Source organism: Segatella maculosa DSM 19339 = JCM 15638, assembly GCF_000382385.1.
GTDB lineage: Bacteria > Bacteroidota > Bacteroidia > Bacteroidales > Bacteroidaceae > Prevotella > Prevotella maculosa.
Genome location: NZ_KB908321.1, coordinates 269,108 through 284,467 on the forward strand (window position 1 = coordinate 269,108; position 15,360 = coordinate 284,467).

Annotated in this window: 12 protein-coding genes; 10 read left to right on the forward strand and 2 right to left on the reverse strand. The window is 51.1% G+C overall.

The genetic code is table 11. The features are described 5' to 3' along the window. Positions 1–16 precede the first annotated feature (16 nt). From galK to H164_RS0104810, 8 genes are all read left to right on the forward strand, one after another. Positions 17–1,186, forward strand: a complete 1,170-nt coding sequence (gene galK, locus H164_RS0104770; protein ID WP_008566489.1) for a galactokinase — start codon at positions 17–19, stop codon at positions 1,184–1,186. A gap of 197 nt (positions 1,187–1,383) precedes the next feature. Continuing rightward, on the forward strand, positions 1,384–1,950 hold the full coding sequence (gene ahpC / locus H164_RS0104775) for an alkyl hydroperoxide reductase subunit C (protein ID WP_019967561.1): 567 nt from the start codon (positions 1,384–1,386) through the stop codon (positions 1,948–1,950). A gap of 112 nt (positions 1,951–2,062) precedes the next feature. Then, on the forward strand, positions 2,063–3,616 hold the full coding sequence (gene ahpF, locus H164_RS0104780; protein WP_019967562.1) for an alkyl hydroperoxide reductase subunit F: 1,554 nt from the start codon (positions 2,063–2,065) through the stop codon (positions 3,614–3,616). 473 nt (positions 3,617–4,089) lie between these two features. Further along, entirely contained in the window at positions 4,090–4,695 is a 606-nt protein-coding gene (locus H164_RS0104790; RefSeq protein WP_008566494.1) for an HU family DNA-binding protein, read from the forward strand. A gap of 16 nt (positions 4,696–4,711) precedes the next feature. Then, entirely contained in the window at positions 4,712–5,299 is a 588-nt protein-coding gene (locus H164_RS0104795; protein ID WP_019967564.1) for an isochorismatase family protein, read from the forward strand. A 77-nt stretch (positions 5,300–5,376) separates the two neighbouring features. Next, on the forward strand, positions 5,377–6,942 hold the full coding sequence (locus tag H164_RS0104800) for an acyl-CoA carboxylase subunit beta (protein ID WP_019967565.1): 1,566 nt from the start codon (positions 5,377–5,379) through the stop codon (positions 6,940–6,942). A 16-nt stretch (positions 6,943–6,958) separates the two neighbouring features. After that, positions 6,959–7,111: a hypothetical protein gene (locus tag H164_RS15445; RefSeq protein WP_008566497.1), complete on the forward strand. Its 153-nt coding sequence runs from the start codon at positions 6,959–6,961 to the stop codon at positions 7,109–7,111. Positions 7,112–7,120: 9 nt separating this feature from the next. Further along, positions 7,121–7,546 carry an acetyl-CoA carboxylase biotin carboxyl carrier protein gene (locus H164_RS0104810; RefSeq protein WP_008566498.1) on the forward strand — a complete coding sequence of 142 codons (426 nt, stop codon included), beginning with the start codon at positions 7,121–7,123 and terminating at the stop codon, positions 7,544–7,546. An 82-nt stretch (positions 7,547–7,628) separates the two neighbouring features. Here H164_RS0104810 and H164_RS0104815 read toward each other — a convergent pair whose 3' ends face one another. Further along, positions 7,629–8,543 carry a TIGR01212 family radical SAM protein gene (locus H164_RS0104815; RefSeq protein WP_019967566.1) on the reverse strand — a complete coding sequence of 305 codons (915 nt, stop codon included), beginning with the start codon at positions 8,541–8,543 and terminating at the stop codon, positions 7,629–7,631. Between the two features lie 91 nt (positions 8,544–8,634). Here H164_RS0104815 and H164_RS0104820 point away from each other — a divergent pair, with 91 nt between their 5' ends. Next, positions 8,635–10,839, forward strand: coding sequence for a S9 family peptidase (locus H164_RS0104820; protein ID WP_019967567.1), 2,205 nt, complete (start codon positions 8,635–8,637; stop codon positions 10,837–10,839). A 269-nt stretch (positions 10,840–11,108) separates the two neighbouring features. Then, entirely contained in the window at positions 11,109–13,475 is a 2,367-nt protein-coding gene (locus H164_RS0104825) for a TonB-dependent receptor (RefSeq protein ID WP_026356243.1), read from the forward strand. On the opposite strand, the gene pyk is transcribed toward H164_RS0104825, so the two are convergent. Continuing rightward, on the reverse strand, positions 13,472–14,935 hold the full coding sequence (pyk, locus tag H164_RS0104830; protein WP_019967569.1) for a pyruvate kinase: 1,464 nt from the start codon (positions 14,933–14,935) through the stop codon (positions 13,472–13,474). The genes H164_RS0104825 and pyk overlap by 4 nt on opposite strands. Positions 14,936–15,360: the final 425 nt, after the last annotated feature.

Sequence of the window (15,360 nt, forward strand, 5' to 3'; positions counted from 1 at the left end):
CAAAACCTATCAACTTATGGATATTGAAAAAGTAAGAAGTCGCTTCATCAAGCATTTCGACGGTAAGACCGGAAACATCTACATGTCTCCCGGCAGAATTAATCTCATTGGCGAACACACCGACTACAACGGCGGTTTCGTCTTCCCCGGTGCAGTAGACAAAGGCATCATGGCCGAAGTCCGCCCCAACGGCACAAACACCATCATGCTCTACTCCATCGACCTTAAAGACCGCGTAGAGTTCAAGGTCGACGACCCGCAAGGCCCACGTGCAAGCTGGGCACGTTATATCTATGGCATCGTGCAAGAGATGAAGAGCCTCGGCGTAGATGTCAAGGGCTTCAACGCAGCATTCTATGGCGACGTGCCGCTCGGTGCAGGCATGTCTTCGAGCGCAGCCCTCGAGAGTTGCTTTGCTTTTGCATTGAACGACCTCTTCGGCAACAACAAAGTGTCGAAATGGGACATGGTGCTTGCCGGACAGGCCACCGAACACAAGTATGTCGGCGTAATGTGTGGCATCATGGACCAATTTGCCAGCGTCTTCGGACAAGAAGGAAAGCTGATGCGCTTAGACTGCCGCAGCCGCGAATTCGAATACTTCCCCTTCAATCCGCAAGGCTACAAGCTCGTGCTGATTAACTCGAAGGTGAAGCACGAACTGGCAGGAAGCCCCTATAACGACCGCCGGAACAGCTGCGAGAACGTTGTCAAGCACATTGCGGCAAAGCATCCGGAAGCAAAGTTCGAGACATTGCGCGACTGCACATGGGAACAGTTGGAAGAAGTGAGGGCCGAAGTTGGCGAAGAAGACTACAAGCGTGCCCACTTCGTTCTGGGAGAGAAAGACCGCGTGCTCGCCGTCTGCGATGCACTCGAACGAGGCGACTACGAGACCGTAGGCCAGAAGATGTATGAAACCCACGAGGGTTTGAGCAAGGAATACGAAGTGTCGTGCGAAGAACTCGATTTCCTCAACGACCTTGCCCGCGAGAACGGCGTGACAGGAAGCCGTATCATGGGCGGCGGCTTCGGAGGTTGCACCATCAACCTCGTGAAAGACGAGCTCTACGACAAGTTCATCGCCGATGCAAAGACCAAGTTCGCAGCCAAATACGGCCACGCACCCGAAGTCTACCCCGTCGTCATCAGCGAAGGCTCGCACAAAGTGAACGGCATCGACTAAGTTCCGCAGTTCACATCAAACCTCATGCAGGCAACATGAATTCAAATCATGCGGCCTGCATGTGTTTTTATATAGGCCATGACACCGGCGATAAATTATATCTATCGCCGAATAGATTTTATCTGTTGGACATGACGAATGTAATTCATAACTTTGCAGCATCAAACAAAAGATTCAACACATAAAACAATTAAGACATGGAACCAATTATCAATGCACACGCACCAGAGTTCACCGTCCAAGCTTTTCAAGACGGACAGTTCAAAACAGTTTCTAATCACGATATCGAAGGCAAATGGGCACTCTTCTTCTTCTATCCCGCCGACTTCACCTTTGTTTGTCCTACCGAGTTGGAGGATTTGGCAGAGAAGTATGAGCAGCTGAAGAGCATGGGTGTTGAGGTGTTCTCGGTAAGCACCGACACGCATTTCGTACACAAGGCATGGCACGACGCCTCTGACACCATCAAGAAAATCCACTACACCATGCTGGCCGACCCAACGGGTGCACTCAGCCGCGGCTTCGGCGTCTACAAAGAAGACGAAGGACTGGCCTATCGCGGCACATTCCTCGTCAATCCCGAAGGACTCATCAAAGTTGCGGAGATACAAGACAACAGCATCGGCCGCAATGCCGACGAGCTGGTACGCAAGGTCGAGGCCGCACAATTCGTGGCAACCCACGACGGCGAAGTTTGCCCCGCGAAGTGGAAGAAAGGCGGCGAGACCTTGAAGCCGAGTATCGACCTCGTAGGCAAAATCTAAGAAGGCCGAAAGCAATCATTCGTAGTCATAAAACATCGGTGGAGAGACCTGCAGATCAACGCTCGCGAAGCATATCTGCCCGTCTCTCCATCTTTCATAACACCCGACAATCATGTTAGACAAAGACATTCTCCGGCAAGTGAGCGGCGTATTCGGCTCACTCACTTCCGAAATCACGCTCCATGTGGTGCGCAACAGCAATGACGCACAATCGGCCGAGTTCTCATCGTTCGTAGAGGACATCGCCTCGACTTCCGACAAGCTGAACGTAGCTTATGAAGAGGGCGACCGCTTCGGTTTCAGCATCCTGCGCAACGGCGAGCCCACCGGCATCAGCTTCCGCGGCATTCCCAACGGACATGAATTCACCTCGCTGCTCCTTGCCGTGCTCAACACCGACGGACAGGGGAAGAATCTGCCCGACGAGGCCATTGCCACACGCATCAAGGCGCTCAAGGGCGAGATACGCCTGCAGACCTACGTGTCGCTGACCTGTACCAACTGCCCCGACGTGGTGCAGGCGCTCAACGTCATGGCGCTCATCAACCCCCGCATCAGCAACGAAATGATAGACGGCGGGCTCTGCCAAGACGAAATCGAGCGACTGAACATACAGGGCGTGCCGTCGGTCTACGTCAACGGCCAGCCGCTCCACACGGGCCGGGGTGACATCGGCATGCTTTTGCAGGAATTGGAAGACAAGGTCGGCACCGACCACGACGAGACGGCCGTGCAAAGCGTCCGCCCGTATGACGTCGTCGTGCTCGGCGGCGGACCGGCAGGCGCATCGGCCGCCATCTATTCGGCCCGCAAGGGACTGCGTGTGGCCATCGTGGCCGAGCGCATCGGCGGACAGGTGAACGACACCACGGGCATCGAGAACATCATCTCCGTCCCCAAGACCACGGGCACGCAGCTCTCGGCCAACCTGCGCACGCACCTCGGCGCGTATCCCATCGACATCTTCGACAACCGAAAGGTGACCGCCGTGAGCCTGAAAGACAAGGAGAAGCGCATCACGGTGCGCGGCGGCGAAGTGTTCACGGCCCCCGCGGTCATCATTGCCACGGGTGCCGGCTGGCGACGCTTGGGCCTGCCCGACGAAGCCACGTACATCGGCCATGGCGAGCACTTCTGCCCCCATTGCGACGGACCGTTCTACAAGGGTAAGGACGTGGCCGTCATCGGCGGAGGCAACTCCGGCGTGGAGGCCGCCATCGACTTGGCCGGCATCTGTCGCCACGTGACCCTGCTGGAGTTTGCCGACACGATGCGCGCCGACGAGGTGCTGCAACAGAAAGTGGCCTCGCTCGCGAACGTCGAGCTGCATACGTCTACGCAGACCACCGCACTGCTCGGCGAGGACGGCAGACTGACGGGCATCACCGTCAAGGACCGCACGACCGACGAGGAGCGCACCCTGCAGCTCGACGGCGTGTTTGTGCAAATCGGGCTGTCGCCCAACAGCGACACGTTCAAGGACGAACTCGAACTGACACCGCGCCGCGAGATACCCGTCGATGCCACGAACCGCACGTCCGTGCCGGGCGTATATGCCGCCGGCGACGTGACCACCGTGCCCTACAAACAGATAACCATTGCCATGGGCGAGGGCGCGAAGGCAGCCCTGTCGGCCTTTGAAGACCGAATACGGGGCCTCATCTGACCCACGAAAGGAAGGCAGCAGCCTTCCTTTTTTTATGCCCTTCGCCCTCCTTTTTTATATCTGGCGCTTTCCTTTTCAAGGTCTGTCGCCCCCCTTTTTTATGTCCGCCAAGAAGATAATTGGGAAATTGCTTGCACGATACCGTAAGTTTCATTACCTTTGTATAAGGAAAGGTAAATTCCCACTAAGTTGGGAAATTCTTCCCTCTAAGTTGGGAAATATTTCCCACTAAGTTGAAAAATATTTCCCACTAAGTTGGGAATTCGCCTTTCCTATAAGGAGTCGGGTAGGAGTCCTATCGTGCAGGGTGTCGCATCCTAACGTTCAGGGCTTTGTCAACCTAATGTGCAGGCCATTGCCATCCCAATGTGCATTGGCATTGCATGCCAATGTGCAGGGCGTCTCCATCGATAAGCATGTGCGTGGCACGTATAACGGAAATGTCATCCAATATAAACTTAAAATAAAAGATTATGGCTGTACCTTACAAATTGGTGAAATCGAATGGCAATGTGCCTAATGACGCGAAGATGCGCGTGGTGGTCGACCTGTATCCCACGGTGGACATGGAGTTGATGGGGCGCCACATCGAAAAGGCGACGGCGCTGACCGTGGCCGACCTTATCGGGGCGTTCGAGGCGGTGAAAGTGGAACTGGCCGACCAGCTGATGCTGGGCAACCGCGTGCATCTGCCGGGGTTGGGCTACTTCTGGCCCGCCGTGAAGGGTGAACTCTACGAAGACCCGAAGACGCATCGCTTCCGCCTGCGCAACCCCTATGTGCGGACGGTGAACTTCCGGCCCGAGAAGGCACTGATGCAACTGCTGGAAAGCACCGAGTTCGAGAACCGCACGTATCTGGAGAAAGCCTACGACCGTCCGTCGGCCGAAGACATCGAAGCCGCGCTCAAACGCCTCTTCGCCGACGCGGACTATATCTTCATCGGCGACCTGCAATCGGAACTCGGCCTCTCCAAGTCGGCTGCCTACCGCTTGGCCCGCCGGCTCGAAGCCGAGGGACGGCTCTACAATGCGGGGTCGACCTATCGGAAAATGTACAGGAAAGGGGAGACGAAATGAAACTGAAATAAAACAAATGAAAGAAGAAATAACTTTAGTGGTTGTGGATTGTCAATACGACTTCTGCAATCCCACAGGCGCACTCTATGTGAAGGGCGCAGAAACGGCAGTGGAACATATCCTGCAGCTTATCAACACGTATGAGGGGCTGGCAGAGGTGATATTCACCGTTGACTGGCATCAGGCGAGAGATGCTTCGTTTATTCCGCAGGGCGGACCGTGGCCGCCGCATTGTATTGCATTTGCGAAAGGGTCGCAGATTGACGAGCGACTTGTTCAGGCGTGCTTGGATAGAGAGATTCCCTTTCGGGTGATTCGCAAAGGCGAGGTGATAGAAACGGAAGAGTATGGGGCTTTCCAACACGTCGAGAAGCTGGCAGACGGGGATTATCGGCTTTCGACAATGACGGACGAAGTGACGTGTGCAAGCCACCGAATGGTGATTTGTGGCGTGGCAGGCGATTATTGTGTGCTGGAGACACTGCGAAATCTGCTCAACGGGGGACTTACGGTAGATGTGTTCGCCCGTGGCATCGCTTCAATAGATGGCGGCAGGAGGCTCAACGACTTCGTTCGCGAGCAGAAACTTTGCTTTTTTACCTAATTCTCTTCTCGACTTCCTACTTTTTTTACTATCTTTGCAGCCACAACTGCATCTTAATGAATTAATTTATAAAACTTATGAGTAAGCAAGTAGAAAAAATCAAGCAGCTGATTGCAAAACGCGAAGAGGCTCGCCTTGGCGGTGGCGAAAAAGCCATAGACAAGCAGCATGAACGCGGGAAATACACAGCTCGCGAACGTATCGACATGTTGGTGGACGAAGGTAGCTTCGAGGAATATGATATGTTCAAACTACACCGTTGCCACAACTTTGGTATGGAGAAGAAGCAATACTTGGGCGATGGTGTCGTAGCCGGTTCTGCTACCATTGACGGTCGCTTGGTTTATCTTTATGCACAGGATTTCACTGTAAACGGAGGTTCACTGTCGGAAACAATGGCCCAGAAAATCTGCAAGGTCATGGACATGGCGATGAAGATGGGCGCTCCGGTTATCGGAATGAACGATTCGGGCGGTGCACGTATTCAAGAAGGTATTTCTGCACTTGCAGGCTTCGGAGAAATCTTTGAACGCAATATTCTTGCCAGCGGCGTGATACCACAGATTAGTTCTATCATGGGTCCGTGTGCCGGTGGTGCGGTGTATTCGCCTGCATTGACCGATTTCACGATTATGACCGAAGGTACGTCTTACATGTTCCTGACTGGTCCGAAGGTGGTAAAGACCGTGACAGGAGAAGAAATTGATGCCGAACATTTGGGTGGTGCAAGCGTTCATGCCAGCAAGAGTGGTGTTACACATTTTACGGCGAAGACCGAGGAAGAGTGCATGGAACTCATCAAGACGCTGCTTTCCTATATTCCGTCGAACAACACGGAGACTGCGCCGCGCGTAGCGTGCGACGACCCCATTGACCGCAAGGAAGATTTGCTTAACGAGATACTGCCGGACGACCCCAATAAGGCCTACGACATGTATAAGGTCATCGGTGCCGTCGTTGACAATGGCGAGTTCTTCGAGGTTCAGCCCAAGTTTGCCAAGAACATTATCACGGGTTTTGCCCGCTTCAATGGGCAGAGTGTGGGCATCGTGGCCAACCAGCCTGCAGCTTATGCCGGTGTGCTCGACGTGAATGCCAGTCGAAAGGGCGCCCGCTTCGTGCGTTTCTGCGATGCGTTCAACATTCCTATCGTCAGCCTTGTGGACGTTCCGGGCTTCCTCCCCGGCACGGGCCAGGAGTATAACGCCGTCATTCTGCATGGTGCACAGTTGCTTTATGCCTATGGCGAGGCTACCGTGCCAAAGATTACCATCAATCTTCGCAAGAGCTACGGTGGTTCGCATATCGTGATGGGTTGCAAGCAGCTTCGTTCTGACTTGAACTTTGCATGGCCTACAGCCGAGATTGCCGTCATGGGTGCCGGCGGTGCCGTGGCCATTCTGTGTGGCAAAGAGGCAAAGAAGGTTAAGGAAGAAGGTGGCGACGTGAAGGCTTTCCTTGCCGAAAAGGAAGACGACTACACGGAGACGTTCGCCAATCCGTATCAGGCCGCACAATTCGGTTACATCGACGATGTCATCGAACCACGCAACACGCGCTTCCGCATCTGCCGCGGTCTGGCGCAGCTTGCCACTAAGCGCGAGGGACTTCCGGCCAAGAAACATGGCTGCATGCCGATGTAACATCTAAAAACGTAAGATGATGGATAAGAATATTTATGCAGCCATTGCCATGGCACTCTATGAGTTCGAAGGCAATAACGTTCACGACAACGAACCGGGCAAAATAACAATTGCTCCACGTCATACAATGTGGAACGCCAAGTTCTTGTCATTCACAAAGAAACCATAAACATAGAATATGAAAGCGTTTAAATATACCATTGAAGGTAAAGATTATACCGTAACCATCGGCGAGATCGATGAGAACAATGTTGCCAGCGTAAACGTGAATGGTGACGATTTCAAGGTTCAGATGGAGAAAGAAGCCGAACCGGAAAAGAAGAAGGTCGTATTGGGAAAAGCTGCTGAGACCGAGGAAACGGAAGCCGCTCCCACGGCCAATGTCAACACCAACAATGCCGTCAAGGCACCGTTGCCCGGCACTATCACAGCCATCAACGTTGAAGTTGGACAGGAAGTGAAGGCAGGCGATGCCGTCGTCGTACTCGAAGCGATGAAGATGGCCAACAACATCGAAGCAGAGAAGGACGGAAAGATTACGGCCATCTGTGTGAAAGTGGGTCAGAGCGTGCTCGAAGAAGACCCGCTTGTGGTGATTGAATAGGTTGATAGAACCACTACTTATAAACAAGAGAGCCGCGTCTATTTTAATTTAGAGACGGCTCTCTTTTGATTTAGACGTGGTTCTAATTCTTCAACATGGCACCTTGCCGGATATTCTCTTCTTTCAGATAGCGGTGAAGCAGGTTGGTGAACTCATAATTCTTCAGCCCCCACTTGGGCGCAATGAGCAAATCGGCAGGCGACTGACTGACAAATCGCTCCAATACCAGCGTAGGGCGCAGTCGAGAAAGATAAGCGGCAACGAGTCTGATATACTCCTCTACGGAATAGACATGGAAAGGCTGGCGAAGATATTCAAAGGCCAGTTGGGTTCCGCGAATGATTTGCATCTGATGAATCTTCAGTATATCGAGCGGCAAAGACGATATAATCGGTGCCTGACGAATGTTCTCTGCTGCATCTTCGCCGGGGAGTCCGAGAATAACGTGTCCACCACATAAGATGCCGCGTGCGTGCGTCTTCTCAACGGCCTCACGGCAGCAAGCGAAATCGTGTCCGCGGTTTATCCGTGCCAATGTTTGGTCGTTTACGCTCTCTATCCCATACTCTATGAGCACGAAAGTACGCTTGTTCAGTTCGGCAAGACGGTCTAATAGCGCATCACTGATGCAATCCGGGCGCGTTCCGATGACGATCCCGACGACATCTTCCACCCGAAGCGCTTCCTCATACATAGTCATCAGCTCGTTCAGAGGCGCATAAGTGTTCGTGAAAGCCTGAAAATAGGCGAGGTATTTCATGTCGGGATATTTGCGGGCAAAGAAGGCTTTCCCTTCTTCCAACTGTGCGGAAACAGACTTCTGTCGGTCACAATAGGCGGGATTAAAAGTACGGTTGTCGCAATAGATGCACCCTCCTGAACCGATTCTCCCATCGCGGTTAGGACAAGAAAACCCTGCATCGATGCTGATCTTCTGCACTCTGAAAGGGAATTTGGTCCTTATCCATGAAGAGAAATCATTGTAAAAGCTGTTCATAGCATGCAAAGTTATGAAAAAAGCAGGCAATAAGCAAGCTGTTCTCATCGCTTTTTAGTAACTTTGTCAACAGAACAACAATTCAACAGCTATGAACAAACTATTCATCATGTGCGTAACGATGCTTTTAGCCTCATCTCAGCTGATGGCCAACGATAAGATTACACTGAAAGACATCACCGGACAGACCTTCACTGCACAGTCTGTCACGAAAATAGAACCTGTCAATGGCACTGATTTATATGTCGGCATGAGCGATGACGGCAAGCAAATCATCGAATATTCATTCAAGACCGGCAAACAGACACGTACGCTTTTCGATGTGTCTCACACGCAAGGCGAACAAATCAAACAGCTTGAAGGCTTCGTGCTTTCGCCCGATGGAAGGAAACTGTTGATACAAACCAACACAAAGAAGATTTACCGACGCTCATTCACGGCTGACTATTACATTTATACCCTGCAAAGCAGAAAACTCGAAAGGCTTTCTGCGGGTGGCCCGCAACAAGTACCCACATGGTCACCCGACGGTAATCAGGTTGCTTTCGTCAGAGACAACAACATCTTCCTCGTGAAACTCCTCTACGACAATGCTGAAAGTCAGGTCACAAAAGACGGCAAGCAGCGTGAAATCATCAACGGTATCCCCGATTGGGTCTACGAAGAAGAGTTCTCCACCAGCCGTTCCCTCTGTTTCACGGCCGACAGTCGCATGCTTTGCTGGCTTAAATACGATGAGAGAAAGGTTAAGGAATATTCCTTGCAGATGTTTATGGGTAGTCACCCCACGCTGAAAGCCAATGAAGTATACCCCGGGACCTACACTTATAAGTATCCCAAAGCCGGCGAAGATAACGCCATCGTTTCAGCGTGGAGCTTCGATATTCAAAGCCGAAAGACTAACAAGCTGCAAATCCCCGTTGAATCCGACGGCTATATGCCGGGAATCAGACCTACTGCTTCGCCCGATCGCATCATTATCTTCACGATGAACCGTCATCAGAACGTCTTGAACCTCTATGCCGTCAACCCTCGTACCACTCTCTCTCAACTACTTATCAAGGAGAATTCGGAGAAATATATAAAGGAAGAGGTGCTCGGAGGCATCATTATCGGCCAAAACAACATCTTACTTCCAAGCGACCGCGACGGCTATATGCACCTTTATATATATAGCATGAACGGAAGTCTTACCCGGAAAGTCGGCAACGAGAATGATGATATCACCCGCGTATATGGTTATGATGAACCAACCGGCGACGTTTATTATCAGGCAGCAGCCGTCAGCCCACACGACCGGCAGGTGTTTGTCAGCCACAAGAACGGCAAGGTCGAACGATTGACCAACGAAAATGGCTGGAACACGGCAGTCTTCTCGGGCGACTATAAGTACTTCCTCAACACATGGAGTAACTATAACACGCCTTATGTATGCACAATCCGCAACAATGACGGGAAGATTCTCTCAACACTTGTAGACAATAAAACGCTGAAAGAAAAGCTACAGGCCTATGGTTTCAACGGGCGCGAACCGTTTTCGTTCACCACCGCTGAAGGTATCAAACTTGACGGCTGGATGGTCAAGCCCGAAAACTTTGATGCCCGCAAGAAATATCCTGTCATCCTCTTTCAATATGGCGGCCCGGGAAGCCAGCAAGTCATCGACGCATGGAATGCAGGCTCTATGGGAAATGGCGGTGCTTTCGACTATTATCTTGCACAGCAAGGGTTCATCGTCGTCTGTGTTGACGGACGTGGCACGGGAGGACGCGGAGCCTCGTTTGAGAAATGCACTTATCTGAAACTCGGTGTGCTTGAAGCGCGCGACCAAGTTGAGACGGCTTTATGGCTGGGCCAGCAAAGTTATGTCGATAAAGACAGGATAGGCATTTGGGGGTGGAGCTTCGGAGGCTTCAACACGCTGATGAGCATGAGCGAAGGACGCGCGGTCTTCAAGGCTGGAGTAGCCATTGCACCACCGACCGACTGGAGATACTATGACACCGTCTACACGGAACGCTATATGCGCACGCCAAAAGAAAACGGAACCGGCTATGATGCCAACCCCATTCAGCGTGCAGACAAACTCCATGGTGCCCTGCTCATTTGTCACGGACTGGCCGACGATAACGTCCACCCGCAAAACACGATGGAATATACAGAGGCTTTGGTGCAAGCCGACAAGGATTTCAAGGAGAATCTTTATACCAACCGAAACCATGGTATATATGGAGGAAACACAAGAACGCATCTGCTTCGACAGATTTCAGCTTGGTTCATGGAACATCTCAAGTGACCTATCTGCATCAAATCCGTCTTTGAGGCAGTAGATATTCCGTAAAGAAAAAGACATCGCGCCCACTATGCCGGCCATGTGTTTTCACATTAGATTCTCATTACATTCATTCTGAGATTTTATTTCAGCCATTTTACCGTCTCATCTCAATCATTTTACCGCACAATATGGCTGAGGTTAGGCGATAAAATGGCTGAGATTGCCAACCAATGCGACCAAGGCCGCAAAACAGGCAATAAGTTTTGAGCTTGTGCGTTAATCAAAAAGATATGAGAATAAGAATTTGTTTGATAGCGCTGCTCTTTGCTTCTGTGTTTCAACTTCAGGCACAGAGCGTATCGCTTCACGGGAAAATAACCGACATAAACGGTAAACCTATCGAATTTGCAAGCATCAGCAGTCAGGGAAAACTCACCTTTTCGTCCTTAAAAGGTGAGTTCTCTATGACGCTTCAAAGTGCAGACTCCGTGGTCGTGAAGTTCTCGATGATCGGCTATAAGACGAAGACGCGTATCTTGCGACGGCCAAAAGGGACGCAAAGACTGATGGTGACGCTTCTTGAAGAGGAGAACACACTTGAGACCGTCGATGTGAAAGGACAGAGAATACAGACCGGACAGAACCAACAATTGAGAAAGGAAGACCTCAAACAAATCAATGCTGCCAACGGTAATGGCGTGGAAAGGTTTGTTCAGTTGCAAGCTGGCGTGTCCACACACAGTGAACTCTCGTCGCAATACAACGTCCGTGGTGGGGCGTTCGACGAGAACAGCGTCTATATCAATGGCAATGAGGTCTATCGTCCGTTCCTTGTAAGGAGCGGACAACAGGAAGGCTTGTCGGTCATCAACCCACACATGGTTGATAATATCGATTTCTCTACGGGTGGATTTGCAGCGAAATACGGTGATAGAATGTCATCGTCTCTCGATATCACCTATAAACAACCGAAGCGTTTTGAGGCTACGGTTGCTGCAAGCCTGATGTCGGCTGACGTCTATATCGGTTTTGGCCATCAGAACTTCTCATGGACCAACAGCTTCAGGTACAAGTCAACCGCAAATCTCTTAGGTTCATTGGAGACCTCGGGAGAATACAAACCCAAGTTTCTTGATTATCAAACTTATCTGCACTATGCGCCCAACCAACGATGGACGGTAGACATTATAGGAAACATCAATCAGAATCGCTTCGACTTCTATCCTGAGTCAAGAGAAACATCATTTGGTACGTCACAAAACGTGAAGTCGTTCCGCGTCTACTTTGACGGACAGGAAAAGGACCTCTTCAAGACCTACTTTGCATCGGCCACCTTGACACGCCATTTCAGCAAGAATACGCGGCTGTCCCTTACTGCTTCGGCTTTCAAAACAAACGAAAGAGAGCAATATGACATACAGGGACAATATTGGTTGACGCAAACCGAGACAAGTCGAAGGCTGGGTGTAGGTACCTATTTCGAGCATGCGCGCAATTATCTCAAGGCACAAGTCAAGGCCGTTAAACTGATGTTGCAGCATAAGACAGCCAAACATCATTTCGAAGGAGCCATCTATTTCAAGAAAGAACGTATCGAAGAGCACAGCAATGAATATGAAATGCGAGACTCAAGTGGCTACAGCATTCCGCATACCGGAAAGGATCTGAACCTCATCTACGCACTACGCGCACAAAACAAGATGACTTCCGACCGCTTTGAAAGCTATTTGCAAGACACATGGCACTTCACAAGTGCCGCTGAGCATACGCATTTCACGCTGAACTACGGCATTCGCATGAGCCATTGGAGCTTCAATAAGGAAACTATCGTTTCGCCACGCCTTTCGCTCGGCATTATTCCTCCGTTCAATAACCACGTTACGCTACGCTTTGCAACGGGACTTTACTATCAAGCGCCCTTTTTTAAGGAATTGAGAGACACGACAACGGTGAACCATATCACGGTGGCCCGCCTCAACGACAAAATCAGAAGCCAGCGTTCCATTCACTTCATTGCCGGCTTTGACTATCATTTTATGATGAACAAACGACCGTTCAAATTCACGGCAGAGGCGTATTACAAGATTCTGAATAATCTTATCCCCTATTCCATCAACAACGTAAAAGTGATATATCACGGAACGAACAGCGCCACCGGGCATGCAACGGGCCTTGACCTGAAACTTTATGGTGAGTTCGTGCCCAACACGAATTCATGGATAAGCCTTTCGCTCATGAATACGAAGATGCATCTCCACCATACAAGCATACCGTTGCCGACCGATCAACGCTATGCGCTGAACATGTTCTTTACGGATTATTTCCCGGGGACCGACAAATGGAAAGTAGCATTGGCAATGAGCTATGCCGACGGCCTCCCGTTCTCGACGCCACACAACGAACTTGGGCGCAATTCCTTTCGTGCACCGGCCTACAAACGCGTGGATTTGGGCATGAGTTATCGCCTGCTTGACAACACAAAGCAAGAAAGCAAGCTGATTAAAAACATTTGGCTCGGCATGGAATGCCTCAATCTTTTCGGCATCAGCAACGTCAACAGCTATTATTGGATAACCGATGTCACGAATGTACAGTATGCCGTCCCGAACTATCTCACGGGCAGAATGCTCAACGCGCGACTGACCGTTGATTTCTAAGCGTCTTCTTTCTTCAGCGGCATATCGGGCAGATGGAACTGATAACTTCTGTTGAATACCTCTTCAACCTTGTTGATTTCAAGGAAAGTAGTACCGCCGCCCTCTCCGAAACTACCGCTCAAGTAAGCAATCTTGTCCTCTTCTTTGATATAGCCTTTCTGGCGCAGCATGCGCAAGGCCGCAAAGAACATATACTGCGAGCTGACCTGTTCGCGCTGGTAAATGGGAATGACGCCGTAGCTGAGATTGAGCCAGCGCTGGGTTTTCTCGTTATAGCAAATCGCCAAGACGGGAACCGGGCCACGGAATGCTGCCAGATTGCGTGCCGTCTGCCCCGTCTCGCTGTCGGTAATGATGCCCGAAACGCCTAATTTGCGGGTGGCGTCGATGGCTGCATGGGCAAGGAAAGCACGCTGGTCAAGCTCATCGTCAGACCAAGGCACTGCGATATCATTGATGTGCGACTTGTCTTTCTCGGCCTGCTCGGCTATACGGGCCATCGTCTGAACGGCCTCGAGCGGATATTTGCCACTTGCGGTCTCGCCACTGAGCATCAGTGCGTCGGTGCGGTAATAGATGGCGTTTGCGATATCGGTCACTTCGGCCCGCGTCGGACGCGGGTTATTGATCATCGTGTGGAGCATCTGCGTCGCCACGATAACGGGCTTGCGCTTCGCCACACACTTGCGGATAATCTGACGCTGAATACCGGGAATGCGCTCGATGGGCACTTCTATCCCGAGGTCGCCGCGCGCAATCATGATACCGTAAGAAGCATCGATAATTTCATCGATGTTGTCAACACCTTCTTGGTTCTCAATCTTGGAGATAATCTTAATGTCACTATGATGTGCATCAAGAATTTGTTGTACTTCCCTCACATCGTTCGCGTTTCTGACGAACGAATGCGCGATAAAATCAATATCCAGCTCGATAGCCAAAAGAATATTCTGCTTGTCTTTCTCGGTAAGCGCAGGCAAGTCGATGTGCTCGCCGGGGATATTCACACTCTTGTGCGCCCCCAGCACGCCCTCGTTCTGCACCTGGGCAACCAGCATCGGACCATTGTTCTCAATAACCCGCATGTCGAGTTCGCCGTCATCGAACAGGATATCGTCGCCCACGCGGACATCTTTCGTGATGTCGCGGTAGGACACGTTGACGATGTCATGCGAACTGTCCATTTCGGGCCGCCCGAATATCTTCACCACGTCACCCACCTTGTATTTCAAAGGAGCATCCACGCCCGTGGTGCGCACCTCCGGCCCCTTCGTATCAATCATGATACCGATATGGGGCGAAACGGCACGCACGTTCTTCACGATGTTGCGTATGCCGTCGGTCGTTGCATGGGCCGTGTTCATGCGAACGACATTCATTCCGGCAAAGAAAAGCTTGCGGATGAAATCCTGTTCACATCTGCGATCGCTTATCGAGGCCACTATTTTCGTCTGTTTCATGTTGCTATCTTGAATTTTCCCACAAAGTTAGCTGAAATCTCGCACAATACAAAGTATTCCGCACGAGTTTTATTTCTTTTTACGAATTGAACGGCCGCTCACGGACGGGAGAAATCATCTGTCCGCCCATCAGAGCCGTCTCTCTTTTCAATCAGAGCCGCCTCTCTTTTCAATCAGAGCCGCCTCTCTTTTCAATCAGAGCCGTCTCTCTTTTCAATCAGAGCCGCCTCTCTTTTCAATTAGAGCCGCCTCTCTTTTCAATTAGAGCCGTCTCTCTTTTCAATCAGAGCCGCCTCTCTTTTCAATCAGAGCCGCCTCTCTTTTCAATCAGAGCCGCCTCTCTTTTCAATCAGAGCCGCCTCTCTTTTCAATTAGAGCCGCCTCTGATTTAATTCCGACGCGGCACGAAATCAATTCCGATGCGG

Excerpts from the sequence above, each read along its gene's own strand:
- ahpC (WP_019967561.1), top strand. The coding sequence starts at position 1,384 with ATGGAACCAATTATCAATGCACACGCACCAGAGTTCACCGTCCAAGCT.
- H164_RS15445 (WP_008566497.1), top strand. The coding sequence starts at position 6,959 with ATGATGGATAAGAATATTTATGCAGCCATTGCCATGGCACTCTATGAG.
- H164_RS0104795 (WP_019967564.1), top strand. The coding sequence starts at position 4,712 with ATGAAAGAAGAAATAACTTTAGTGGTTGTGGATTGTCAATACGACTTC.
- H164_RS0104790 (WP_008566494.1), top strand. The coding sequence starts at position 4,090 with ATGGCTGTACCTTACAAATTGGTGAAATCGAATGGCAATGTGCCTAAT.
- H164_RS0104810 (WP_008566498.1), top strand. The coding sequence starts at position 7,121 with ATGAAAGCGTTTAAATATACCATTGAAGGTAAAGATTATACCGTAACC.
- galK (WP_008566489.1), top strand. The coding sequence starts at position 17 with ATGGATATTGAAAAAGTAAGAAGTCGCTTCATCAAGCATTTCGACGGT.
- H164_RS0104820 (WP_019967567.1), top strand. The coding sequence starts at position 8,635 with ATGAACAAACTATTCATCATGTGCGTAACGATGCTTTTAGCCTCATCT.
- H164_RS0104815 (WP_019967566.1), bottom strand. The coding sequence starts at position 8,543 with ATGAACAGCTTTTACAATGATTTCTCTTCATGGATAAGGACCAAATTC.
- ahpF (WP_019967562.1), top strand. The coding sequence starts at position 2,063 with ATGTTAGACAAAGACATTCTCCGGCAAGTGAGCGGCGTATTCGGCTCA.
- pyk (WP_019967569.1), bottom strand. The coding sequence starts at position 14,935 with ATGAAACAGACGAAAATAGTGGCCTCGATAAGCGATCGCAGATGTGAA.
- H164_RS0104825 (WP_026356243.1), top strand. The coding sequence starts at position 11,109 with ATGAGAATAAGAATTTGTTTGATAGCGCTGCTCTTTGCTTCTGTGTTT.
- H164_RS0104800 (WP_019967565.1), top strand. The coding sequence starts at position 5,377 with ATGAGTAAGCAAGTAGAAAAAATCAAGCAGCTGATTGCAAAACGCGAA.